Origin of the sequence: Photorhabdus africana (assembly GCF_035181445.1) — a bacterium.
Lineage (GTDB): Bacteria > Pseudomonadota > Gammaproteobacteria > Enterobacterales > Enterobacteriaceae > Photorhabdus > Photorhabdus laumondii.
The window spans coordinates 55,913-78,417 of sequence record NZ_JAXBVE010000016.1 but is presented as its reverse complement, the minus strand read 5'-3'; the positions used below and the strand labels follow the sequence as shown (position 1 = coordinate 78,417).

At 46.3% G+C, this 22,505-nt stretch carries 20 protein-coding genes and 1 pseudogene; 14 read left to right on the top strand and 7 right to left on the bottom strand.

Annotated elements, in window-relative coordinates:
- Positions 1-142: 142 nt before the first annotated feature.
- Positions 143-2,224, bottom strand: a complete 2,082-nt coding sequence (gene recG, locus SLS51_RS11215) for an ATP-dependent DNA helicase RecG (protein WP_323838327.1) — start codon at positions 2,222-2,224, stop codon at positions 143-145.
- A 441-nt stretch (positions 2,225-2,665) separates the two neighbouring features.
- Here recG and SLS51_RS11210 point away from each other — a divergent pair, with 441 nt between their 5' ends.
- From SLS51_RS11210 to SLS51_RS11155, 12 genes are all read left to right on the top strand, one after another.
- Positions 2,666-3,232 carry a tyrosine-type DNA invertase gene (locus SLS51_RS11210; RefSeq protein WP_165578709.1) on the top strand — a complete coding sequence of 189 codons (567 nt, stop codon included), beginning with the start codon at positions 2,666-2,668 and terminating at the stop codon, positions 3,230-3,232.
- Between the two features lie 425 nt (positions 3,233-3,657).
- Entirely contained in the window at positions 3,658-4,281 is a 624-nt protein-coding gene (locus SLS51_RS11205) for a fimbrial protein (protein WP_323838324.1), read from the top strand.
- Between the two features lie 125 nt (positions 4,282-4,406).
- Positions 4,407-5,150 carry a fimbrial biogenesis chaperone gene (locus SLS51_RS11200; RefSeq protein ID WP_323838322.1) on the top strand — a complete coding sequence of 248 codons (744 nt, stop codon included), beginning with the start codon at positions 4,407-4,409 and terminating at the stop codon, positions 5,148-5,150.
- A complete protein-coding gene (locus SLS51_RS11195) occupies positions 5,134-5,760 on the top strand; it encodes a fimbrial protein (protein WP_323838320.1) in 627 nt (208 codons plus the stop codon). Before SLS51_RS11200 ends, SLS51_RS11195 begins: the two co-directional genes overlap by 17 nt.
- A 67-nt stretch (positions 5,761-5,827) precedes the next feature.
- On the top strand, positions 5,828-6,547 hold the full coding sequence (locus SLS51_RS11190) for a fimbrial protein (RefSeq protein WP_323838318.1): 720 nt from the start codon (positions 5,828-5,830) through the stop codon (positions 6,545-6,547).
- A 50-nt stretch (positions 6,548-6,597) separates the two neighbouring features.
- Positions 6,598-7,287: a fimbrial protein gene (locus SLS51_RS11185; protein WP_323838316.1), complete on the top strand. Its 690-nt coding sequence runs from the start codon at positions 6,598-6,600 to the stop codon at positions 7,285-7,287.
- A 62-nt stretch (positions 7,288-7,349) separates the two neighbouring features.
- Positions 7,350-8,087 carry a fimbrial biogenesis chaperone gene (locus SLS51_RS11180; protein ID WP_228985051.1) on the top strand — a complete coding sequence of 246 codons (738 nt, stop codon included), beginning with the start codon at positions 7,350-7,352 and terminating at the stop codon, positions 8,085-8,087.
- Between the two features lie 36 nt (positions 8,088-8,123).
- Complete coding sequence (locus tag SLS51_RS11175) at positions 8,124-8,918, top strand: fimbrial biogenesis chaperone (protein WP_323838311.1); 795 nt, start codon at positions 8,124-8,126, stop codon at positions 8,916-8,918.
- Between the two features lie 75 nt (positions 8,919-8,993).
- The gene (locus tag SLS51_RS11170) at positions 8,994-11,732 is read left to right on the top strand and encodes a fimbria/pilus outer membrane usher protein (protein WP_323838309.1); all 2,739 of its coding nucleotides are present in this window, start codon (positions 8,994-8,996) and stop codon (positions 11,730-11,732) included.
- A 117-nt stretch (positions 11,733-11,849) separates the two neighbouring features.
- Positions 11,850-13,229 (top strand): hypothetical protein, encoded by a 1,380-nt coding sequence (locus SLS51_RS11165; RefSeq protein ID WP_323838306.1) that lies wholly within the window; start codon positions 11,850-11,852, stop codon positions 13,227-13,229.
- A gap of 131 nt (positions 13,230-13,360) precedes the next feature.
- Positions 13,361-13,861 (top strand): CaiF/GrlA family transcriptional regulator, encoded by a 501-nt coding sequence (locus SLS51_RS11160; RefSeq protein WP_011144669.1) that lies wholly within the window; start codon positions 13,361-13,363, stop codon positions 13,859-13,861.
- Complete coding sequence (locus tag SLS51_RS11155; protein WP_158538181.1) at positions 13,842-14,126, top strand: hypothetical protein; 285 nt, start codon at positions 13,842-13,844, stop codon at positions 14,124-14,126. The genes SLS51_RS11160 and SLS51_RS11155 overlap by 20 nt, the downstream gene beginning before the upstream one ends.
- A 172-nt stretch (positions 14,127-14,298) precedes the next feature.
- Here the strand turns inward: SLS51_RS11155 and spoT are convergent, their stop codons facing one another.
- Genes spoT through gmk form a run of 3 tightly spaced genes read right to left on the bottom strand, consistent with a single transcriptional unit; the run spans position 14,299 to position 17,387 of the window.
- Positions 14,299-16,416 (bottom strand): bifunctional GTP diphosphokinase/guanosine-3',5'-bis pyrophosphate 3'-pyrophosphohydrolase, encoded by a 2,118-nt coding sequence (gene spoT / locus SLS51_RS11150; RefSeq protein WP_011144671.1) that lies wholly within the window; start codon positions 16,414-16,416, stop codon positions 14,299-14,301.
- A gap of 17 nt (positions 16,417-16,433) precedes the next feature.
- Positions 16,434-16,709: a DNA-directed RNA polymerase subunit omega gene (gene rpoZ / locus SLS51_RS11145; RefSeq protein ID WP_011144672.1), complete on the bottom strand. Its 276-nt coding sequence runs from the start codon at positions 16,707-16,709 to the stop codon at positions 16,434-16,436.
- 54 nt (positions 16,710-16,763) lie between these two features.
- A complete protein-coding gene (gene gmk / locus SLS51_RS11140) occupies positions 16,764-17,387 on the bottom strand; it encodes a guanylate kinase (protein ID WP_323838299.1) in 624 nt (207 codons plus the stop codon).
- A 135-nt stretch (positions 17,388-17,522) separates the two neighbouring features.
- Here gmk and SLS51_RS11135 point away from each other — a divergent pair, with 135 nt between their 5' ends.
- Positions 17,523-17,678: a hypothetical protein gene (locus SLS51_RS11135; protein WP_157852133.1), complete on the top strand. Its 156-nt coding sequence runs from the start codon at positions 17,523-17,525 to the stop codon at positions 17,676-17,678.
- 168 nt (positions 17,679-17,846) lie between these two features.
- Positions 17,847-18,008, top strand: a pseudogene (locus SLS51_RS11130) (zinc ribbon domain-containing protein); the annotation flags it as partial.
- 79 nt (positions 18,009-18,087) lie between these two features.
- Here the strand turns inward: SLS51_RS11130 and SLS51_RS11125 are convergent.
- From SLS51_RS11125 to SLS51_RS11115, 3 genes are all read right to left on the bottom strand, one after another.
- A complete protein-coding gene (locus tag SLS51_RS11125) occupies positions 18,088-19,383 on the bottom strand; it encodes an RCC1 domain-containing protein (protein WP_323838295.1) in 1,296 nt (431 codons plus the stop codon).
- 235 nt (positions 19,384-19,618) lie between these two features.
- Positions 19,619-20,809 carry an RCC1 domain-containing protein gene (locus SLS51_RS11120; RefSeq protein WP_323838293.1) on the bottom strand — a complete coding sequence of 397 codons (1,191 nt, stop codon included), beginning with the start codon at positions 20,807-20,809 and terminating at the stop codon, positions 19,619-19,621.
- 604 nt (positions 20,810-21,413) lie between these two features.
- On the bottom strand, positions 21,414-22,100 hold the full coding sequence (locus tag SLS51_RS11115) for a hypothetical protein (RefSeq protein ID WP_323838291.1): 687 nt from the start codon (positions 22,098-22,100) through the stop codon (positions 21,414-21,416).
- Positions 22,101-22,505 lie beyond the last annotated feature (405 nt).

Below are 22,505 nucleotides of genomic sequence, written 5' to 3'. Positions count from 1 at the left end.
CTCTGATATATACCCTATGGATTTCAAGATGGATCGCGACGGCAAGGGAGCGAATCCCCGGGAGCATAGATAACGATGTGACCGGGGTGAGAGAGTGCAGCCAACAAAGAGGCAACTTGAAAGATGACGGGTATGTTCTCAATCACGCATTACCATAATGTACCCGTTCCGGTAGCCAGCGTTCAATCAAGGCACGGGCATGTTCAGGATAATGCTGGTGGAGATGTCGGGCAATACGCTGAACTTCCGGCAACATTCCCTGATCTCTTAGTAAATCAGCTACCTTAAATTCCGCATTCCCAGTTTGGCGTGTTCCTAATAGCTCCCCGGGGCCACGAATTTCCAGATCTTTCTGTGCGATAACAAAACCATCGTTACTGTCTCTAAGCACTTGCAGGCGTATTCTGGCGGTACTGCTCAGCGGTGTTTTGTAAAGTAAAACACAATGAGAAGCGATAGCGCCACGGCCAACTCGGCCGCGTAACTGATGAAGTTGCGCCAAGCCGAGCCGTTCCGGGTTATCGATGATCATCAAACTGGCATTCGGCACATCCACGCCCACTTCGATAACCGTTGTGGCGACCAGAAGCTGTAATTCTCCACATTTGAAAGCTTCCATCACTTGCTGCTTTTCTGCGGCTTTCATTCGGCCATGTACCAACCCGACTTTCAGTTCCGGTAAAGCGAGCGTCAATTCTTCACTGGTGGCTTGTGCCGCTTGAGCTTCCAGCACATCGGAATCTTCAATCAGCGTACAGACCCAATAGGCTTGTCTGTTTTCATCAAGACAGGCGTTTCTGATCCGTTTGATAATTTCTTCACGGCGCGTATCCGGGATCGCAACGGTTGTGACTGGTGTCCTCCCCGGTGGCAATTCATCAATAATAGAAGTATCAAGATCCGCATAAGCAGTCATGGCTAAGGTACGGGGAATCGGGGTGGCCGTCATAATCAATTGGTGAGGATGAAAACCCTGTTCACGTCCTTTTTCCCATAAAGCCAGACGTTGATGCACACCAAACCGATGTTGCTCATCAATAATCACCAGCGCCAGACCGGAAAACTTCACTTGTTCCTGAAACATGGCATGCGTACCAACAATCATGGCGACTTGACCGTTGGCAATGGCTTCTTGTTGTTTCTGACGTGCTTTCCCCTTTTGCTTACCTGCCAGCCAGCCGACCTGAATACCCAAAGGTTCCAGCCATCGCCGGAATGTATTTGCATGCTGTTCTGCCAGTAGTTCAGTCGGTGCCATTAAGGCGACCTGTTTACCATGTGCAATGGCACGCAACGCAGCTAATGCGGCAACCAGCGTTTTTCCTGAACCTACATCGCCTTGAATCAGTCGCATCATGGGAACATCTTTTGCCAGATCCTGTTCAATTTCCGTGACAACCCGTTGTTGCGCATGGGTTGGAGAAAATGGCAGGCGATTAAGGAATTGCGGTTTTAACTTGTCCTCAGTCGGCAACGATTGAGCGTGATAGCGTTGTACGCCAGCTCTGACGGCTAACATACTCAAATGGTGAGCTAAAAGTTCTTCCAGAACCAGACGGCGATAAGCTGGATGTTTGCCGGTTTCCAGATCCACCAGCGCAATATCTGGTGTTGGGCGGTGCAAGGTATGCAGTGCTTGCGGCAGACTAATAATAGAACGGCTAAGTTCTTCCGGTAAAAGTTCATTGATTGTACAGGTATCCAGTAATTTCAGTGCTTGATCAATGAGATTACGCAGCGTCGCCTGACGAACACCTTCTGTTGTCGGGTAAATCGGTGTTAATGTCTCTTGAAGCTGTACATTTCCAGTATGATTTTGAATCTTATACTCAGGATGAATAATTTCGGCACCCTGACCGCCTCTTCTGATTTCACCATAGACAACAACCTGTTTCCCTTTCGCGAGATTGTTTCTCATTGCCGCCGAAAAGTTAAAAAAGCGCAGTGTGAGCACGCCGGTACCATCGCTAATTTTGCAGATCAGGGTTCGACGACGACTAACAGTAACATCGGTACGCAGGATTTCACCTGTGACGGTGGCGGAAATACCGGGTAAAAGATCATTAATAGTATAAAGGCGTGTCTGGTCTTCATAACGCAGCGGGAAATGCAGCAGCAGATCCTGCAAATTAACCAGCCCTATTTTTGCTAATTTTGCGGCCTGATTTGCCCCGACGCCACGTAGGGAAGTCAGAGGGATGGCATCAAGCAATGGGCCTCTCATAAGGTTTCTTTTATCTCCATTAGATTGCATGGTAGTCCATCAGGTTTCGCAGGTCACGGCCTGAGCCTGTTTACCATCCATAATAATACAGACGAGTTTAACGTAATCAATGGAATATTTTCCTTCGTAACTGGTTGAAAACCATATCAATACCTTAAGAGTAAGCCGCTATAACGAAAAAGGCGATTTGTAACGACAGGTTCTTGTAGCCTGTTTTGAATAATCTGTCCTGTCAGTCAAATGTAAACTAACGTGCTTGTGAGGTGAAAAAATAATCAAAAAAGGTGTTTAAATTTTGCCCCATATCTGTATAACCTCTTGTAGCCTCGGTGAACAATAGGCCATCGTTTTGGGTAGCGGTGTCTATTTTATCCTAGCTTATGTCTGTTCTAAGCGGGATATAGCCGGGTTGTACTATCAATATATTTTGGAGAAATAATCATGGGCCAAAGAAAATATCTGACTCAATCAGAAGTAGAAAGCATGTTGGAAATGGCAAAAGTTGGGCCTAATCCAGAACGGAATTACTGTCTGGTTTATATGAGCTATATCCACGGCTTTCGTGTTAGTGAAGCGAGGCATTTACGGTTATCTGACATGGAATTAAAAGAAAAATGTTTATATATCAGGCGGTTAAAGGGAGGGTTTTGTACTAACCATCCCCTGTTGCAGCGTGAGGTTAAGGCGATTAAGGCATGGCTTAAAGTGCGCAAAACTTTACAGGGCGCGGATAGTGATTGGCTGTTTTTGTCGCGTTGTGGGAAACCGCTTACTCGCCAGCGTATCTATCAGATTATCAACCAGTTAGGACAACGGGCGAATATCGCGGTAGATCCGCATCCGCATATGTTGCGTCATGCCTGCGGTTTTGCTCTTGCAGATCGAGGGATAGATACCCGACTGATACAAGATTATCTTGGACATAAAAACATTCGCCATACGGTACGCTATACAGCCAGTAATGCTGAACGTTTTCAAGGAGTTTGGAGTATAAAAGTTAGACGTTAAGGTATGACAGTTAGGACCATTTTGACAATTAGTATACAATTGCCTAGAAATTATACTAAAAGTTTTCTAATAAAAAAAGAGATAGATTTGTATATATTTGTAAAACGCAACTATCCTACCACAAAAACATTTCGATAATCCACTCTTTTTATTCCAATATGTAAAAACATCACACTTCCTTCGTTACTTTAAAGAAATTACTGTTACTAATTTCGGATTAAATAATTAAATATCCTTAAAATTTGCGAAATGACTATAGTTATATCCATATTGCTTTGTTTTTGCACAGAAAAATTTTTGTATACTAATTGTCAAAATGGTCCTAATTGACAAATATTTGTACAGCTAGATGTCTCTGTTTGTCAAAACGTGATGCACGAGTTTGATCCAGATTTTAGTTAAGTAGTTAAAAAGAGATTAATGAAATGAAAAAGATATTAAAGATAAGCGTCGTGGCGGCGTTGGTTTTGGGGGCAGCTTCGGCTGCTTTGGCAGCAGGTGGGACGACTACGACTGATGAGGGGCATGTGGGGAAGAATACTACGGTAACGATTACAGGTAACGTTGTGGCTGCGACGTGTGATGTAACCGGCTCTAATGCAGGTGCGGACGTGGATTTGGGGAACGCCAATCCAGCAGCATTTGTAGCGGGTACTATTGGTGAGCAAAAAGGCATCGCGTCGTATGTTAATAAGAATCCTAGACCGATTACTATTTATCTTAGTAACTGTGATGACAAGAATATCGATGAAGCCAAAGTTCAACTGCGTGTGACAGGACCAGTGTTGGGCGGATCGGAGAACGTCATCTTTAATAACAGTGAAGATGGTAAGAATGTAGGCGCAATACTAACTTATAAGGATAAAGAAGCTAAAGAAACAGTTGTCTCAAACAATAGAGATGTCCCTGTGGGAGCTAAGGGGTCTACGGGCACAGAATTCAATGGTCAGTCCATAACATTCACTGCATATATGGCATCAATAATCCCTAAGCCAGAAGCAAATCAGCATGTTCGTGCTCCTATTACCTTCTCCTATGCGTATAACTAATGCTTATGTTGTTTTAGCCTGAGGGATGCTTCCTCAGGCTCCTTCGATGAAAAATCATAGATGATTGATGATGCCTTTTATTAGGCAACTACTGGCTGATTGAGCCAAGATATGAGAAACAAAAGATGATCAGTAAACTCCGACTTCCTAACATCATAGTAAAAAGCCTTGTATTGGCCGCGTTTTTGTTTGCGTCACAGAGCTGGGCTGAAGGCGGATTTGGCATCGATGCTACACGCATTATTTTCTTACAGGATAAAGCTGGAGCAACGGTATCGGTGCGCAATACAACAACCAATATCCCTTACCTAGTGACAACTAAAATCACCAGCACCGTTGATGGCAAGGGTAAAACACCATTTTACGTCACGCCTCCTTTATTTCGTTTGGACCCTAAAGGAACCAATGTCCTGCACATCTTAGGTGATACCAGCAAGTTGCCGGCTGACCGGGAGAGTGTCTTTTATTTTAATGCCTCTGCTATTCCCGGTAGTAATAATCCTCAGGGCCAGCGCTTCGAAGAAACCAAAATTGGCGGCGGGATAGCTTATGCCATCGGCAATACCATCAAACTATTTTATCGGCCAACGGGGTTGGTGGGTACGCCAGAGCTGGCATACAAAGCGCTGCGTTTTACCCATGCTTCCGGGGGCATTCAAGTTAGTAATAATTCGCCTTATCACATCAGTTTTACCCAGATTAAAGTTGATGGGGTGCCGGTGAAGTTTTCTGACAGTCATCCACAAATGTTGGCACCTTTCAGCACCCATGTTTATCCCGCTCAGAATAGTCAGAATAAAAAGAAGGTGGAATGGGCGGTGATTAGCGATCTCGGTGGTGGAGAGAACTTCGATGGTGAAATTCAGTAAAGCCGATATCTCAAGGGTTCAGCATCTACGCAGGTACCTGAATTACATCGGCATGGGTGGGGTTCTGTGGCTCTCTTCTTGTCCCTTGTGGGCAGCGAATTCTGTTGGGGCCACATTTAGGGCCGAAATTACGCAAGGCACGTGTGATGTCATTGTGGACAGCAATAATATCGAGCTGGGCATAGTGCAGTTTGCAGACTTGGTATTAGGAAAAGTTAACAGGGAAATTCAGATTACGCTGAGAAATTGCACGAGTGTGGTCAATAGCAACAGTATTACTCCCACGATTACCGTTACCGGAAATCATGTTGGTACGAATGATAAGAGCTTGTTTCGTGATAAAGGGGCAGATGAAAAAAACGAAGCTTCAACGGCAGTGGGCATCACTGTGCAATTGAAGAAGTTTAGTGGAACAGAATGGTCCCCAGATTTAAAGGACGATGAACCGTTTCATCTGGCTAATAAAGGCACAATCGTAAACGATAAAACGCCTACTGTGCCGGTGAAACTTTCACTGGTATGTGCTTTGGCAGGCGGGCAGACGGTAGCGGTCTGCAAAAAGGCAGGAAAAATCAAGGCTACACTGACGTTTACGTTTAATTATCGTTGATGTATCGGCATTGCAGCGTGATATCGCGTTAACAGAAGAGTGATAGGGTTAATTTGAGGTGAGCACGATGTTTGGGACAGCGACAGAACAAAAAAAAAGCAGGCTGAATGACCCGTCGACCTTCCTGCCCAAGGGTAGAAACCCGGTATTGCAGGTTGTGATGCGCTGCTTCTGCTGGAGTTCTGTAATGGTTCTGCTGTTCCTGGCAAGCAGCGTCATGGCTGATGACTCCAAGACCGGGCCCAAGTACCCACCGACGATCACGAGTGGGGTAAACGTACAGCTGAGTGTAAGTGTTTTTCCTGATCCTTGTGACATAGAGATCGGTGGTGGTGATATGAAGGGTTCGGAGCTGAATTTTGGTTCCCTGCTGGCGGCAAAGTTTAGTCATGAAGGGGATGTATCAGCTCCTAAGTCATTTAAGCTGAAATTAACGAATTGTGGCGATCCGGAGAGTCTCGGCCTTACACCCAGGATCACTGTATCTGGAAATACCATCGACGCTGAATATGGTTCAATATTTAGTGATCCTAGTTCCGGTGATTCTGGTACCTCTGAGGGGCTGGGGTTTATTATTTTAATCGAAGAAAATGAGAAGAAGAAAATAGGGCTGAATGATCACTTGTCAATCAATCATCAGGAAATGGAGTTCCCGTTTCCGGTTGAATTTGATGAGGGCAGTGCTGAGATGTATGTAATGGTAGCAATCGCACGTGGAAGAGATAGTAAGATTATTCAACCCGGCACGCTGATTGCGCACGTCACATTTACATATTCTTATCCGTGAGGTGTGATTTATCACGGATGATAAAAATTGGGAGAGGCGGAAAGAGTTAGATGAAAACGAAAAATAGCAATCTTATAAACAGTGAATTAATGACATATCACAGCAGGGCAAAATATGTGTTGCTCTTCATGATGCTGATTGGATGGACCATCGGTTGTGTGATGACTTTTCCAGTGCAGGCGAAGGATCCAAATACGAATCGTACAATCAATTTCAGAGGCATGTTATTGCCTCCGACCTGTGTGTTGAGCGTGAATGGGTCCAGCTTTGCCGGGACTTATATGGATGGTTTCGCTCCGGTCTATGCCAGTGAACTCAGAAATAGCAAATATATCGCAAGAGATCCCTTAGAACTGAACTTTATGTTTAGTGACTGTGATCTAGGCGAATCAAAACCCGCTTTCTACATATGGAGTGATGCGCCTGCCATAACAGATCCGGAGCTTTTCATGGATGATTCTTCTACTGCCAAAGGAGTAGGAGTTAGGATATTAGACGAAAAAACTAACAAGTTTGTACAGGTAAGGAAGGAGGATGACCCGTATAGGGTAGATCTCTCAGACAGTGTAAAAGGAAATGGTGGGAAATTGGAGGGAACAATGAGGAGGTTCAGGGCGTATGTGGGAGGTGTGGGCGATGAAAAGAATCCAGCAACGTGTAAAACAGAGAGTAACGATACCAATGTATTATGCGGAGGAATAGCGAATGTGAGTATACATTTTGAGTTCGTGTATCAGTAGATGGTGTTAAGCCGGGTGTATTCAAGGGATTTTGTCTGATTCTCTGAGATGAAGTGGGATATATGAAAAAGATGATAGTCATGGGAATGCTGGCGATATGGGCGGTTATGGCATCGTCACCAGCACATGCGGGTCTTATGTTGAGGAAGACACGTATTATTTATCATCAGGGCGACAAGGTGCAAAGCATGTCATTGCAGAATTCAGGCGATGAGGTGTATCTAATACAAGCTGCTGTGACTCCGGGAGATAACTCAAATACCCGTTCATCGGAGTTTACCGTGTTGCCTCCGTTGTTTCGCATGGAGGGTAATAGCTTGAACGTGATGCGAGTTATACGTACCGGCGGTGATTTCCCAGCTGATCGAGAGTCTCTGTTTCGTTTTCGTATTAATGCGATTCCGGCGAAGAAAACACTAGATGAGAGCAAGGCCAATGGCAATGGAAAACCAGGAGAGATTGGTGCATCTCTGTCTATTGCGCTGGGGATGAATATTAAACTTATCTACCGGCCAGATAAGCTGCCGATGACACCGGAGCAGGCCTATGGCCGACTGACATTTATACGAGCAGGCAATACTGTCGTAGTGACTAACCCAACACCGTATTACCAGACTTTTGCCCAATTGAAATTTGATGGCAAGGCAGTAGATCTTAACAAAGCCCCGTCAATGTTGGCCCCTTTCGGCCAGATGACTTTTTCCTTGGCAGGTACGGCGGGAAGTAAAGTGACATGGTCGATGATCACCGATGCCGGTGGAGTGAGTAGACTACAGAGCGGTACGTTACGGGCCGACTAAGTATGTTTTTATATTTTGAAATTGGAAGAGCATGACATGGTGGAGCGTAATATTTCAATAAAACAGATCGTTATAACTGTGTCATGTGTTCTGGCAATAATATTACCGGTATTGCCACTCAGGGCAGCAGAGAGTCTGAAGGGGTTGCATCTCAATGACACTCGTGTGATTTATCCTGAATCATCCAGCAACGGAGTCTCTTCGACACTCATTAATAACAGCGACAACAATTATCTCATTCAGTCAATCGTACAAGAACTAAACCCAGAGACCGGTTTACCGCTGGGGGTTAAGGCACCATTTATCGTTATTCCGCCGATTGCAAAGGTGGGGGCAGATGAACGGCTGGTGTTGAAAATCCTTCGTATTGGTGGGGTTTTGCCGAAAGATCGAGAATCTCTGTTCTTTCTGAATCTGCATATGTTGCCTTCTGAGAAACAATTACCAGTATCTAGAGATGACTCTGGCAAGATGAAAATGGTGACAGCTCTGGCGGTGAAATTGTTCTACCGTCCTGAAGGGATACCAAAAGAGGGGGTTGCCGGTGCGGTGAAACAGTTAAGCGCGTCAGTAAAAGAGGATGTCGTGATGCTGACTAATCCGTCACCGTTTTGGATAACGTTGCAGACTTTGCATGTCAGTTCGTTTGCCGTACCGGGCAAGGATTTGTTTAGGATGGTGCCACCCTTTGGTCAGCAGAGCTGGTCGCTGCCGGCAGGTAAAGTGTCTCCTGGTAGTCATGTCACTGTATCGTGGCGTGCTATTGATGAGTTTGGGTTAGACACTGATGAAGAGAGTAGATCTATTGCCGTATCCGGCAGTGGTCAATAGCGATGTTGCAAGGTATCGACAGAAGAGATATGAGCAATGAACCTCTATATGTTAAATAAGAGATGGTAATTAAGAATGAAAGTGTTGATTCCGGCAATAAGCTGTCGTTCAAAACGGCCGTTTACTTGTTGTCGTTGTGTAAATCAAGGTATTTCTACCTCTCTTACCCTATCAAAGCATCAAATGGGGGGTTCTCTCGTTTTTTGTCGGGTGATGCTGGTATTTCTGACGGGATGGAGCGCTCATGCAACAGCGCGTGATTATTTTGATCCGGCTTTATTGGGCTTTGGTTCGAATTCCGGTCAACCGGTAGACTTATCACAGTTTGAGACCGTAGGAGGTCAGGCACCGGGAACTTACCGTGTTGATATCTACGTGAATGGTACTTTTTTTGATACGCGTGATATTACGTTCCAGCGTCATGGCGAGGGTAATGCCGAGCTGACGCCGGTACTTACCCCAGATTTGTTGGAAGCGGCTGGTGTTAATATCAGCGGCATACCAGCGTTGAAAGCATTGCCGGTGGATAAGCCGATAGAGAGTCCGTTGGGTAAATTGATTCCCCAAGCGGCGGCCAGCTTGAACTTTTCCCAGATGCGGCTGAATGTGAGCGTACCCCAAATAGCGATGAAGCCTTCAACGAATGGCTTGGTTGATCCGACGTTATGGCAGGAGGGCATTCCGGCTTTTTTACTGAACTACAGCATCAATGGCAGCCAGAATCAACGCTCACAATTTGGTAATAAACAGACTAATCAGAGTCTGTTCGGTAGCTTCAATTCTAGATTGAATCTGGGGGCCTGGCGTCTTCGGAATACGGCGACTTATTCTTATAGCAGTCAAACTGATAACCGGTATGACTCATTCGATGACGCAGTGAAAAAAACGACCGAATCCCAGCAACGTTGGAACTTTCAGCAAACCTATTTGCAGCGGGACGTGGTGGCGTTACGCAGTGATCTGACGATAGGGGATACCTCGACCGGTAGTGTGGCAGGTCAGGTATTTGATGGTTTTCCTTATCGTGGTATTGGGCTTGCCACCAGTGACCCGATGATGCCCGGCAGGCTGAGTGGTTTTGCGCCGATTATCAGTGGGATAGCTAAATCCAATGCTCAGATTACGGTGACGCAGAATGGCAGTGTGATTTATCAAACCAACGTGGCACCCGGCCCATTTCGTATCACAGACTTGGTGGGCAGCAGTGTCGGAGGCGACTTGCAGGTAACGATAACTGAGGCCGATGGTACTCACCATGGGTTCACTCAGGCTTATTCCAGTCTGCCTATGATGTTGCGGCAGGGGCAATTCAAGTACGAAGTGGCCGCCGGGCGTTATTACAGTAGTGGATATGGCAGTGGCATACGTAAGCCGGTGTTTGGTATGGCCTCGATGATTTACGGTCTGCCTGGTAACGTCACGTTATACGGTGGTGGCCTGGTGGCGCAATCGTACCAATCCGCGGCGCTGGGAACCGGGCTCTCTCTGGGCATGATGGGGGCGTTATCTGCGGATATCACGACTTCCCGGACCCGGTTACAAAATACGCCTGACATCCTGCGTGGGGAATCTTACCGCGCTAAATATTCGAAAAGTATGCTGACCACTGGCACGACGGTGGATTTAACCGCGTACCGCTATTCCACACGTAATTACCTGAGTTTTTCGGATGCGAACACTCAAGGCTACAGTGTTTGGGGAGAACTCCCTTCTTGGATGTCTGAGCGGCGACGCAGTAGTTGGCAGATGCGACTGAGCCAGTCATTGCCCGGTAACTATTCTCTGTGGCTCAGTGGTCAGCGGGATAACTACTGGGGAAGCTCTAAAACTAACACCACCCTATCGATGGGATTGAATGGTTCTTTCTACCGTGTGGGCTGGGGGCTTAATTACAGCATTGATCGCATGCGCGGTAACGGCGACTGGCCTGAAAATCGGCAAATTTCGTTGAACGTAAACGTTCCTCTGAGCCTGTTTGGCTCCTATGCGGCGCTGAATAATGCGTATGCTAACTATAGTTTTTCCCGTGATAGTACGGGACGCAGTAATAACCAGTTGGGCATAGGCGGATCGGTGCTGGATGATCATAGTCTGTCTTGGAACGTATCGCAGAGTCAGGCGAATAAAGGGAGAGGGCGCAGCGGGTCAGTGTCAATGGGATATCTTGGTTCCTTTGGGCAAGCCAACTTGGGATACAACTACGATTCATGGGGGGGACGCGGTGTGAACTACGGGTTTAGTGGAGGGCTGATTGCACATCAGCATGGCGTTACTTTGGCATCGCGTATTGGTGATGCTGCTGTATTAGTGCGGACATCGGGGGTTGCAGGTATTCGTGTGATGAATTCCAGTTCGGTGACTACTAATCGCTGGGGATATGCGGTTGTGCCTTATGCCCAGACGTACAGCCGTAATAGTATCAGTTTAGATCCGTCATCGCTGCCGGAAGGGGCTGACATGGCACAGGGTAGCAAGAACGTATTCCCGACGAGTGGCGCGGTTGTGATGGTGGATTACCCCGTGCGTATTGGGCAGCAGTTGCTGATGAATTTGACCTATAACGGTAAGCCCGTGCCGTTTGGGGCAATGGCGGGGCTTAAAGGGGATACAGACACAAATCTGGCCGCGATAGTCGGGGAGGGTGGACAAGTGTATCTGAGTGGTATGCCACCCAGCGGGGTACTGAAAGTGAAGTGGGGCAGTACACCGGACAAGCAGTGCGAGGTGGCATTTAACCTGGGGCCCCCTCCGGTAAAGGCGAAGGCAGATAAACGCTGGAATCCAATGCGGCAATTGAACGAAACCTGTCGTTAAGATGAGGCAATGTGTTGTGGTTCTGCGCTGACAACCTAATGGGGAAAACCATAATTATTAGGAAGAGGACCCTCTGAAAGGCGGATGTGATTTGGTCGGGATGGGGTGTATCAACGAATGAAAATTTCTAACAGGACAACTGGGAAGTTACTCCCGGTTGGGCAGCCGATGAAGACGAATAAGACATTTATTAACAAGATAAAACAGGATATGAGTTGGATGGTGGTTCATTGTCGCTGGTGGTCGATGCCGATATGGGTGGGGATGATATGCCTATCCGTGGGTATCTTTTCTTCTCCCACACTGTTCGCCGCGCCGACAATAAATTGGAATGCTGATCGCGCCATTGACGCTCTGGGGCCTGCTCGAAAGGTAAAGTGGAGTGACGGAATAATCACTTATCCGGCAACGGGTAAAGCGACCTTAAAAGATGTGTTTCCAACACTGTCTATGCAGTGGGGTAGTAGTAAAACGTTGGATCAGGTCAAGTTCCGGCTCAAAGCAGGGCACGGGGAAATTTTTAAAGTCCCGAGAGTGGTTTCAGGCCGTTACGAATGCTCAATTGAAGCCAAATTTACAAATGGTCGTCCAGGAGTAGCCATTCCCAAGGAAAACATGGCGGTGGATATCGATGGTACAGGGACAAAGTATTCTAAATCACCAGTAGCGCTCGTGGCGAGAACTACTGGTAATCAGGATGATGAGAGTGTAGCAAAGGCAGAACTAAGTGACCTTTCTTTTGATGTGTCTTGTCAAGGGGTAAATTTTTCATGGAAGCGAAAGGCCGATGAAAAAGTTGAATTCGAAACCCAGAGTGTTGATGCACCTGTGGGTATTTTAATTGATGGAGGGGATTTTATGTGGTGGTCCAGACCAATTCTTCCGACTATCAAAGACCCTGTAACAGTGATATCCCCTCCGGAGTGTATTTTTGAAAGTCAGTCTAGTGAGGATTTTGATTTAGGAGAGATTCGCCGGGAGCCGTCGGACACGATATTCCCAAAAGAGTTACACCGGGCAACGGTAGAGATATATGATCTATTGATAAGTGTTGTATGCGATACACCCAATAAGGACGATACAGGCGTAGCCATTGTGAATTTTTCTACCGAGCATCTCGGTGTTGATGGTAAAAGTATAGTAGTGATGGACACCTCTAAGGAGACTGGGGGTAAGGACTTCGATAACGCGTTGGCGATAAAAGTGTTGCCGCGAGTTCTAGGCACACAGACTAAGCTTGTAGGCGGCAACCAGATTGGTCAGCCAGTAACATTTGGTTCAGCGGCTGACCCTAAAAGTGTGCTGGTTTTTAATGTAGATGATACGTCAGCCGTGAAAAAAATTAAAAAGGATGAGCACGGCAACGAAATAGGCGAGTATTATTCTCATCATTCTCTCAACAGGTTTTCTGTGCAGCTTTGGCAAACGAAGGCGATAGACCCCAAGCTTTCTGGTGAGTTCAAAACGTCTATGGAGGCAACTCTAGTCATGAAATAACGCTGCGCTGGCAAGGTATTTAAATATGGCATGGTGGCTTAGCCGCCATAGGTATTTCATCTCAATAAATCGCACTATTTCATTTCTCATGTGGTAACAAATTGACCCGTTAGTCACCAGTGGAGAGTAAAATGACAATCAATGTTAATGATTCAATGCTGCTTCAGATAAGCGGTAGCCAGACCGATTTGCCTGGAGGTCAGACTATTACCGGCAAACAAAGTAATCATGGGGATTTTCGGTTGCCGGCCTGTTTGTCTCATTTGAAGGATACACCGTTGTACATGGCAGTCGCGTATTGGGGATTATTGAAGGGGAGTGGATTTACCAAAAGTGAAATCAGCCAGGTGTTCCGAGTGACAGAACGCCGGGCAACAGATGTGATGAATTATATCTACAATGAGCGACGTGATGTGATCGCCTGTGAAAAAGTCTTCTTTCGTGAGAAGCAGGGAAGTCGCCGGCAGATGCTAATTGTTACGGCCGTCGTTGAACCCATGCCTCAGAAGGGTCAGGCGTCGGTAACGAAAACGGTGAAGTCGACGCGCTCCCGGACATTATCACAAGCTAATCACATGTGCATTTGGCGCACTTGGTTTTTGCAGCGGGCTTGTGGTCCGTTTATCTCCTGAATCGTATCACACATGTGGCTGTTTGGCGGGATATGATGAAGGGCGAGTTTTCATCGATTTTGTGTGTGATGCCTTATGGGATGCTGATAAGTCGGATGGTACTGGTTATCGGGATCATATTGTTGGCCGTCTGTGGGTTTTTATTGGGCAACAAAATTCGCTACTCGCGGTATCCCCGTATGCTGTTAGCGTATTGGTGCCGAACATGGATTTTGCCGCTATTGTTTATCGCTATCGGATTGGTATTGATGTTTGGTGTGGGTGAGGAGGGTTGGTTAGACCGCATACTGGATGAGGTTGATTCAGTATTGATTGGTCTGTTCTTTGATAACCGGGATGACGTGCTGTCAGCCCCGTATCCGCCGCCGGTGTCTTGTGGGTCGGCGGTGGATAGCGCTGTTGATTGTTCACCTGCTGATTTGCACGGGCTATCCGGTTTAGTTTCTGTTACGACTGACTCGCATCACATCCGGCATGATCCGAATTTTGCGCATAATATTCGCTAACTGAATACGGTCTTTAGTCGTGAGCCGGATAAAAGCACAGTAAACCCGGCCGTCTTTCTCTTCGGTATTCATACTCTGAATATTGGAATTGGCTGCATTAATGGCGGCGGTCAGATTTGCCAGCGCCCCTTGATGGTTAAACATGTCCACTTTTATTTCGGCGGTGAAATCGTTATTGATCTCTTGATCCCACTCGACGGCCATAAATTTTTCGGGTTCTTTCTGATAACCACGGATATTACGGCAAGACTCATGGTGGATAACCAACCCTTTGCCGGGACTGATATGGGCGATGATAGGGTCACCGGGGATGGGCCGGCAACATTTGGCAAACGTAATCAGCACACCGTCAGCGCCTTTGATGGGTAATTTACGGGCGCCATTGTTGTGATAGGTATTTGTGGTATTTTCTGGCGGCGCGCCTAGCAAATTACGGGCGACGACGATACTCATGGTATTGCCAAGCCCGATTTCAGCCAGCAGATCGTCTATTGTCGAGAGTTTCATTCTCGTCAATTCTTTATTGATACTTTCCGGTGGAATATCAACCAGTTTTTTCCCACTACCCAACGCGTGATTTAACAGGCGACGCCCCAGCCCAATGGAGTCTTCCCGCTTGAGGTTTTTCAACAATTGACGAATTTTAGCGCGGGCTTTTGAACTGACGACAAAGTTCAGCCAGGCGGCATTTGGCCGGGCACCCGGCGCGGTAATAATTTCAACGGTTTGGCCGCTGGTAAGAGACTGAGATAATGGATATGGCTGGCGATCAACCCGTGAGCCAACGCAGGCGTGACCAATATCGGTATGTACGGCGTAAGCAAAATCAACCGGGGTGGCACCGGCGGGTAATTCCACAATGCGCCCTTTTGGGGTAAAAACGTAAATCTCATCAGGAAACAGATCAGATTTAACGCTTTCGATAAATTCAAAAGAGCTACCGGCACTTTGCTGTAATTCCAGCAGACTTTGCATCCAGCGCTGCGCACGGACTTGCGCGGCGGTACCGGATTCACCTTGTTCTTTATAAGCCCAGTGTGCCGCGACGCCCATTTCGGCCATTTGATCCATATCTTCGGTGCGGATCTGGACCTCGACTGGCACCCCATGAGGGCCAATCAGGGAAGTGTGCAGGGATTGATAGCCATTGGCCTTAGGGATGGCAATGTAATCTTTGACTCTGCCCGGGCGGGGTTTATACAGGCTGTGCATCTGCCCCAAAACCCGATAGCAGATATCAACATTATTAACGATGACCCGAAAAGCATAGATATCCATAATTGAATGAAAACGTTGCTCTTTGAGGTGCATTTTCTGGTAAATAGAATAGAGATGTTTTTCCCTGCCGCTGACTTTGCATTCAATGCCGGCTTCAGTCAGCCTGCCTGCGATTTCAGACAGAATTTTCTGGATCATCTCCTTACGGTTACCCCGGGCCGCTTTTACCACTTCTTTGATAACCCGGTAGCGGTTAGGGTGAAGGGCCTCAAACCCCAGCTCTTCTAACTCTGTTTTCAGATGATGGATACCCAAACGATGGGCTAAGGGGCTGTAGATCTCTAACGTTTCCCGGGCGATACGGCGGCGCTTATCTGGGCGTAACGCGCCGAGCGTGCGCATATTGTGGGTACGGTCCGCCAGTTTGATCAAAATGACGCGGATATCCTGCACCATTGCCATGACCATTTTGCGGAAATTTTCCGCTTGTGCCTCTTTTTTATCGCGGAAATTCAGCTTATCAAGTTTGGAGACCCCTTCGACTAACCCGGCAACCACCGGGCCGAAAGGCTGGGCGATATCCTGAAAGGTGGCGGGCGTGTCTTCAATAACATCATGCAACAAGGCGGCCATCAGCGTTTCATGGTCGAGACGCATCTCGGCTAAAATGCAGGCAACTGCGACAGGATGAGTAATGTAGGGCTCACCGCTGGTACGGGTTTGCCCTTCATGGGCATCCCGCGCAACAGAGTAAGCCTGCTTGAGGAGCTCAATCTGAGCCCCGGGCAGGTATTTTTGGGCAAGCTGATTCAGGCTTTCGAACAGATACAAGGCAGACCTACCGTAGATTAACGACGACTTTCCGCGATAGCGGAAACCGCCTGCATTTCTGCGGCTTCCTGCTCTTGTTGTTCCTGGCGTTCACGCACGTCCAGAATTTTACCGTTGATCAGGCCCTCTTCCACTTCACGCAGAGCGATAACCGTGACTTTATCGTTCTCTTCAGCAACCAGAGGATCTTTACCACCTGTTTGTAGTTGACGTGCTCGACGAGCGGCGACCAACACCAGGTCAAAACGGTTACCAATTTTTTCTACAGCGTCTTGAACAGTTACGCGTGCCATATGTGTGCGACTCCACAGGTAAAGAAATGACTGGGCATCATACTGAAACTTGGTTCAGTCTGCCAATAATTTGCTGATTAAAGCATCATGCCGTTGTGCCTGGCGCTCCCGATGCAGGCGTTCTGAACGGATGATGGTGTGCAGATCGGCCAATGCAGTATTGAAATCATCATTAACGATTAAATAATCATACTCGTTATAGTGAACTATTTCTGCAACGGCTTGATCCATGCGTTTTTCAATAATATCTTCACTATCCTGCCCTCGACCGCGCAGACGGCGACAGAGCTCTTCTTTTGACGGCGGCAGGATAAAAATGCTGCGGGCAGAGGGCATTTGTTTGCGGATCTGCTGCGCTCCTTGCCAATCGATATCAAGAAAAACATCAACCCCACTGGCAAGCGTTTCTTCAATCACTTTCCGGGATGTACCGTAATAATTATCAAAAACACGGGCGTGTTCCAGAAATTCATGGTTACTGATCATCTGACGAAATACTTCTTCCGTGACAAAGAAATAGTGCTCACCCTGATTCTCACCGGGACGCATTGCACGTGTGGTATGGGAAACAGAAACCTGAGTATCATACAGAGGTTGAGTCTTTAACAAAGCCTGAATCAGGCTTGATTTACCCGCTCCGCTTGGCGCGGAGACAATATATAACGTGCCTTGGATCATGGTGGTATCTTGGTTGATTGGATAATAATTAAATAAGGCAGAATAAAATTCTTATAACAGTATACACGTACCCATTCACACATGTCGCGTTGCCGATGCATTTCCGCCGAAATTTTCTTAGGGGAAAAATTGCCAATGGATATTTTGTATCGCCAAGGGTTGACTTCTTTAGTTAAAATTTTGCTCTATGTATTATCACAACTGTTGTTGAATGAAACAAAAATGGTGTATTTGCTGTTTTATGTGTCACCATCGCTTGGTCGAAAAGGAGGCATGGATGAAATACAGTGAGTTCCGCCGATGGCTAATTTCTCAAGGAGTTTTAATTGTTAAGAAGCACTATAATATCCGACGCATTGAGATGAAAAAGCGCGTTATTTTGAGCGTTTTTACTGTCTTAAAAGGGCAGTGCTAACCGCGGCAAGGCCCGATTACGTCTGGCGGCAGTCCATGAGCGGGCGGATCTGGCAATGCCCTTTCTGTCGAGTCGAACATGACCGCGATATCAATGCGGCGATCAACATCCAGCGCAAGGGCATAACAGCATTACAGGCGGCGGGACTTGTCGTTTCTGCCCACGGAGGCCAGCGTAAATCCGTCATAAAGACGGTTGCGGCCTGAGAAGTGGGAAGCCTCGCTGTTTTTTTACGGCGGGGAGCAGTCACCGGGTTACAATGAAAGAGTATGGCTTAATCGGCAATTAATCGTATTCACCATGTGCTTTAATATCCCCGCCTCCCCAGCCAACTCGTTTGCCATTTGTTCGCAAAGCCGTAAAGGCGCTCCCCGATGAATCTATGCTGACAATATCCTGCAATTTAGCGATTTCGGGTGGAACAAACCCCCCGGTACTTGGCTTCCCCCAGGCAACGACACTACGGTCCGCCCGCAGGGCCGCGAAAGCAGAATTTGTTGCACTCAGGCCGACGATATCGTTCAGTTGAGCAACATCGAGTGGGAGTATGCCACCATTATCTATATTTCCCCAAGCAACGACACTACGGTTTGCCCGTAAAGCCGAGAAAGCAGAATTTGTCGAACTTAGGCTGACAATATCATTCAGCCGAGCAATTTTTGATGGGACATCATTCCTATCACTCCTTCCCCAAACAACAACGCTGCGGTTTGCCCGTAGGGCAGCGAAAGCATCATCATTTGCACTTAAACTGACAATATCATTCAGCTGAGCAATATCTGATGGGACATTACCGCTATAACCCTTTCCCCAGGCAACAACGCTGCGGTTTGCCCGTAGGGCAGCGAAAGCATTATCATTTATACTTAAACTGACAATATCATTCAGCTGAGCCATGTCTGATGGGACATAACTATCACTACTGGTCCAAGTAATAATGCTGCGGTCGGCTCGCAAGGCGACGAAACGATCACATGTTGAACTTAAACTGACAATATCGTTCAGTTGAGCAATCTCAGGTGGGGTTTTGTTGCTGTAGTGCTCATTGCTCCAAGTAACGACGCTACGGTCGGCTCGCAAGGCGACAAAGGAGTATTGTGTGGCACTTAAACTGACAATATCGTTCAGTTGAGCAATTTCAGGTGGGGCTTTGCCACCGTAGAAATTATTCCCCCAATTAACGACGCTACGGTCGGCTCGCAAGGCGGCAAAGGCGTATTGTGTGGCACTTAAACTGACAATATCGTTCAGTTCAGCAATCTCAGGTGGGATTTTGCCACCGTAGCCCGCATCCCCCCAGGCAACGACGCTGAGGTCGGCTCGCAAGGCGGCGAAAGCACCACTTGTTGCACTTAAACTGACAATATCGCTCAGTTGAGCAATTTCAGGTGGGATTTCGCCACCGTAGCGCGCATCCCCCCAGGCAACGATATGGCCATTCTGTAATAATATGGCGGTTCCAAAGTCATTAGAGTCTATGACGTCATTGCTACCATAGCTGATAGTTTTTCTTCCAGATCGTTGTTTGATAAAAGTGTCTTTGGTCTCTGTGCTGAATGAGAACTCGTTATGTTGATTCATATCACTCTCCTGATAGGCTGTGTCGGATTTATTTGTAGGAATTCTGCGCCGCAAAACCTATTTCTTCCCCATCAAACTGGGTTTCTGCTTAAAGGGTGTAAGCACCTGTATTGCGGTATTTGATTTGCTGGCGGTCAGCGTAGTGTGTTAATCCGTTCATAACAGGTGAAGAGATTATGAGGATTAACTCAATTTTCAGGCCAGCGTCTCTCCTGCTAAAAAACACATTTACTGATTAATCGTATTCACCATGTGCTTTGGTATCTCCTCCTCCCCAACCTACACTGCGGCCATCTGCTCGCAAGGCTGCAAATGCAGAGTGTGATGCGCTCAGGCTAACGATATCCTTCAACTTAGCAATTTCCGGTGGCACATAACCACCGCGACTTGGTTGTCCCCAGGCAACGACGCTGCCATCTGCCCGCAGAGCTGCGAAAGCACAATCTGCTGCACTCAGGCTGACGATATCGTTCAGTTGAGCAATCTTAAGTGGTAATGTTCCGCCAATGTCTATATCTCCCCAGGCAACCACACTGCGGTCGGCTCGCAAGGCGGCAAAGGCATACGGTGTGGCACTTACACTGACAATATCCTTTAATGCGGCAATTTCGGGTGGAACCACTATTCCCCACCAGGAAACGACGCTGTGGTCTGCCCGTAGGGCGGTGGCATAATTATAATTGGTAGTTATGCTAACGATATCTTGTAATTTGGCGATTTCTGGCGGGATAATTTCCACACCCCAAGAGACAACGCTGCCGTTCGCTCGTAGGGCCACGAAAGTATTATTTGTTGAACTTAGGCTGACAATATCCTTTAATGCGGCAATTTCGGGTGGGGTTGGCAAAAAATCCAATCCCCAGGAGACGACGCTGCCATCTGCCCGTAAGGCGGCAAAAGATTGCTCTGTTGCGCTTAGGCTGATGATATTGTGTAGCGATAATCCACACATTCTTGGCAGGGCCGTGTTTAAAAAATCCACTGCTCCCCAAGAGGCTATGCTGCCGTCCGCCCGTAGGCCCGTGAAAACATCTCTTATTGGAATTGAACTCACGCTGACAATATTCTTCATCTTATTCACTTTTGATTGTGGCGGGAGTAGGTCATTGAGGAATGAATCCCAGATAGACACGCTGCCATCTGCCCGCAAGGCTGAAAATGCAGATTTTGTTGCACTTATGCTGACAATATCCTGCAATTCGGCAAATTCGGCAAATTCGGCAATTCTTGGCGGGACTTGATTATCATCTGAGTTTTTTCCCCAAGTGATCACTCTGCCATTTTGCAATAACATGACGGTTGTCGATTCAATAGAGATGATGGAGATCTTGCCACCAGAGTGACTTTCTCTGCCTGATTTTAGGTTTTGCTGGATAAAACGATCACCGGTAGCCATGTTTGATGAGAGATGGTCATTTGGGTTCATATTGGCTCTCCTAGATAAGGTTAATATTGGGTTTGCTTTTACCTATAAGATAAAATTGGTTTATCGCGAGTTAAGCTAGATTTATATTGCCACTGGGTAACATTACCTGTTATTTGAATAAAAAGATAATAGAAAAACACGATCAGTTTATAATTTTGTGGATGTATTCCAGTAAAGAAAATATCACATAAATTGAGGTGTTATACGAATGAAAGTATTGAAAGAATAACATGAAAAGGTAAACGAATAATGTGATTGAACGTGAATGATGTGACTCAGAAGAGTTAAACCCGACGTCATGATATTAAATGGTTAGTGTAAATATTAACAGTTACAGTAATTGGTTATTTACTTCTCATTTGAAGTGAGAAGTTATCGCTTTTTTAATTTTTATTGGAAAATCAGTATAATAACTGGAATTGAATATTGTGATATTTCAGGTTGATAAAAAACAAGGTGAATGATAACTCAGTATATTATCCGTATTCATTGGATATTCAACCGGGGATTGTTCCCCGGTTGTCTGGTTAAAGATTTTCATTGTGTTGCTATCGCTTCATCCCAAATAAATGACCTTTACTCTTAGTTGATGCTGGTTATTATTTTATTCATTGGGTAAAAGAATGGCAGGATCTTTAAAATTGGGATTTAAATCAACGGGTGCAGACCAGAGCACAAGGCTATAGATCACATTTTGGATATCTTGGCTGTCTTGCATTATAATTAACGGCACCCCATTTTCCCAGTTATTTTCGAATTGAACTTGCTCTTCAGGTTTTCGCTGCCATGAAAAACCCGTTCCTTCGCAAGATATTTCGTAACACAGATCGAGTAGCTTAGACTCCATTACGTTACTGTCCCCTTTGAACCATTGGGGCTCATTATTTTCAACGATTGCATCCGTATAAAGTGTTATGGTGGCCTTTCCTGGCTGGCCATCTTTGCGGGAGGCTATTATCTCACAAGTGTACTTTCCTGTAACAACATGTGGAACAATGAAGATTCGGTTTTTCGTTTTAATCCAGAACATCATATCTTTTAACACTGCGGTATCAGGTAAACGTGTCCCTGGAAAATCGAAATGTGGATCACCTTTAGGAAAGACTAAGGTGCTCGTCCCACTTTCTGGATAACGAACCAATTTATCGTTATTCTCTTTTCCATATATCTTCGGGTTTCCGAGAGCTAAAATGGCTTTCTCTGGAACCCAGTCTATGATTTGAGGGTTACTCGTGATTTGAGGTCGACTAGGTTCTGTATACTTAATAAAATATTCTTTAGAAGTTTTCATTTATTGCTGTAATCCCCTCCCGGTTAAATTATATCGACCTTTCAGAGATTCTCCTTTTTCCGATTATTATTTTCTGTATCTGGGTACCCGTGCAAGCTGTCACTACACGTTACCTCATTGGATTTTAGCTCTTACTGCCGTCAGTTTTTACTGGCGGCATTTCTATCGATAAGGTAAAACCTACTCTTGTGAGTTAAGCTGGATTTATATTGTCACTGAATAACATTACCTGTTATTTGCATAGAAAGATAGTAGAAAAAAGTGATTGGTTGATAATTTGGCGGATGTGTTCCGGTAAAGAAAATATCACATACATTGAGATGTCATACGAATGAAAGTATTGAAAGAGTAACGCGAACGAGTAAATAAATAATAGGGTTAAGCGTGAATGAGGCAGGTCTGAAG

Bases quoted from the DNA above. Each gene is read 5' to 3' on its own strand.
- rpoZ (WP_011144672.1), bottom strand. From the start codon at position 16,709: ATGGCACGCGTAACTGTTCAAGACGCTGTAGAAAAAATTGGTAACCGT.
- SLS51_RS11200 (WP_323838322.1), top strand. From the start codon at position 4,407: ATGATCAGTAAACTCCGACTTCCTAACATCATAGTAAAAAGCCTTGTA.
- SLS51_RS11195 (WP_323838320.1), top strand. From the start codon at position 5,134: ATGGTGAAATTCAGTAAAGCCGATATCTCAAGGGTTCAGCATCTACGC.
- SLS51_RS11160 (WP_011144669.1), top strand. From the start codon at position 13,361: ATGACAATCAATGTTAATGATTCAATGCTGCTTCAGATAAGCGGTAGC.
- SLS51_RS11125 (WP_323838295.1), bottom strand. From the start codon at position 19,383: ATGAATCAACATAACGAGTTCTCATTCAGCACAGAGACCAAAGACACT.
- SLS51_RS11180 (WP_228985051.1), top strand. From the start codon at position 7,350: ATGAAAAAGATGATAGTCATGGGAATGCTGGCGATATGGGCGGTTATG.
- SLS51_RS11175 (WP_323838311.1), top strand. From the start codon at position 8,124: ATGGTGGAGCGTAATATTTCAATAAAACAGATCGTTATAACTGTGTCA.
- SLS51_RS11210 (WP_165578709.1), top strand. From the start codon at position 2,666: ATGGGCCAAAGAAAATATCTGACTCAATCAGAAGTAGAAAGCATGTTG.
- SLS51_RS11115 (WP_323838291.1), bottom strand. From the start codon at position 22,100: ATGAAAACTTCTAAAGAATATTTTATTAAGTATACAGAACCTAGTCGA.
- SLS51_RS11170 (WP_323838309.1), top strand. From the start codon at position 8,994: ATGAAAGTGTTGATTCCGGCAATAAGCTGTCGTTCAAAACGGCCGTTT.
- SLS51_RS11190 (WP_323838318.1), top strand. From the start codon at position 5,828: ATGTTTGGGACAGCGACAGAACAAAAAAAAAGCAGGCTGAATGACCCG.
- SLS51_RS11185 (WP_323838316.1), top strand. From the start codon at position 6,598: ATGAAAACGAAAAATAGCAATCTTATAAACAGTGAATTAATGACATAT.
- gmk (WP_323838299.1), bottom strand. From the start codon at position 17,387: ATGATCCAAGGCACGTTATATATTGTCTCCGCGCCAAGCGGAGCGGGT.
- SLS51_RS11165 (WP_323838306.1), top strand. From the start codon at position 11,850: ATGAAAATTTCTAACAGGACAACTGGGAAGTTACTCCCGGTTGGGCAG.
- recG (WP_323838327.1), bottom strand. From the start codon at position 2,224: ATGAGAGGCCCATTGCTTGATGCCATCCCTCTGACTTCCCTACGTGGC.
- SLS51_RS11205 (WP_323838324.1), top strand. From the start codon at position 3,658: ATGAAAAAGATATTAAAGATAAGCGTCGTGGCGGCGTTGGTTTTGGGG.
- SLS51_RS11120 (WP_323838293.1), bottom strand. From the start codon at position 20,809: ATGAACCCAAATGACCATCTCTCATCAAACATGGCTACCGGTGATCGT.
- SLS51_RS11135 (WP_157852133.1), top strand. From the start codon at position 17,523: ATGGATATTTTGTATCGCCAAGGGTTGACTTCTTTAGTTAAAATTTTG.